The sequence below is a fragment of the Alcanivorax sp. HI0083 genome (assembly GCF_001635175.1).
On the sequence record NZ_LWFX01000542.1, the window covers coordinates 1 to 1,075 of the forward strand.

2 protein-coding genes are annotated in these 1,075 nt (G+C 56.2%); both read left to right on the forward strand.

Annotated features, from left to right (window positions below):
* Nucleotides 1-416: hypothetical protein (locus A3754_RS27305; protein WP_197468479.1), on the forward strand; the 416-nt coding region annotated here is incomplete at its 5' end.
* Nucleotides 413-1,075, forward strand: a 663-nt coding sequence (locus A3754_RS05545; protein ID WP_197468480.1) for a hypothetical protein, incomplete at its 3' end; no start/stop codon positions are given. The genes A3754_RS27305 and A3754_RS05545, both read left to right, overlap by 4 nt.

Below are 1,075 nucleotides of genomic sequence, written 5' to 3' on the forward strand. Positions count from 1 at the left end.
GAGTGCTCCACACCCGTGGGCCGCAGATTCTGCCAGTGAGCCCACAGTATCCTGCAGGCGCCCATATCGACCCCGACCCGGCCGCCGCTCAACTGAAAGTGGTCACAGAACAACCCATCATCACCACCGACACCTTCCTGTTCGGCACCACCGATAACGGCCTGGAAAAACTGGGTTGCATGGTGGAAATGGACGATGCCGTGGTCGGCATGGCATGCCAGCAACAAAAAACGGCCTTTGGCTTTGTGCGTAATGTGTCCGACCCGGTTATCAATGGCGCCCTGCCCGCCTCCCTGCAGGACAGCTGGGCCGGCTACATCTACCGGGAGCAGGGCCTATACACCAGCTACAACGGCGCACTCGCCACCTGGGCCTTGCTGGCCGCCGAAGCCGACCGAAAGGAGAAAGGACAATGAGTACAGCAATTCAATGGTTTTCCGTGTGCGCACAGGAACAACGGGACCAGGTAACCCTGACGCCACTGGCACCCTTCAGCGGCGAACAGATTCTGGGCAACGCCAGTAGCCTGTGTGCACGAGGCAGCGAGCTATTCATCAGCCAGCACAATGGCATGCTGTCCATGGTGTTGGTGGATGAAAAAGCACACAGCTTTAGCCCCGTTATCGAGCTGAATGCGGAGAAACCGTATCAACAACTCAGCCCTTTTATGCTGGGTAATCAACTGCATCTACTCGCCTACAACGAGTCAGACGGTATTTTTGATTTCTTCCGCGTGATGCCGGACCACTTCGCACACCAGTATCGCTTCCAGAAAACCTACGGTGACATCACTACCGGATTCACTACCGTACATGCCTTTGCTTACCGGGATAGCTGCCAGTTCATGGCCTACAATAAAAGCACCGGCACCAGCCGCCTTTATCAACTCACGGTGCCTCCCAACACCCCGCTTGGCGTGGCCATGACCTGGCATAAGGAATGGGCAAAAGGCTGGGAAAATTTCAGCTTTTTCACGCTCGGCGGGGAAAACTTTTTCTTCAAGATGAACCCGCGCTACAACGCGGTGAACATCGACCATTACATGGACGACCCTTCCCAGGGTTCGCACCCGGTG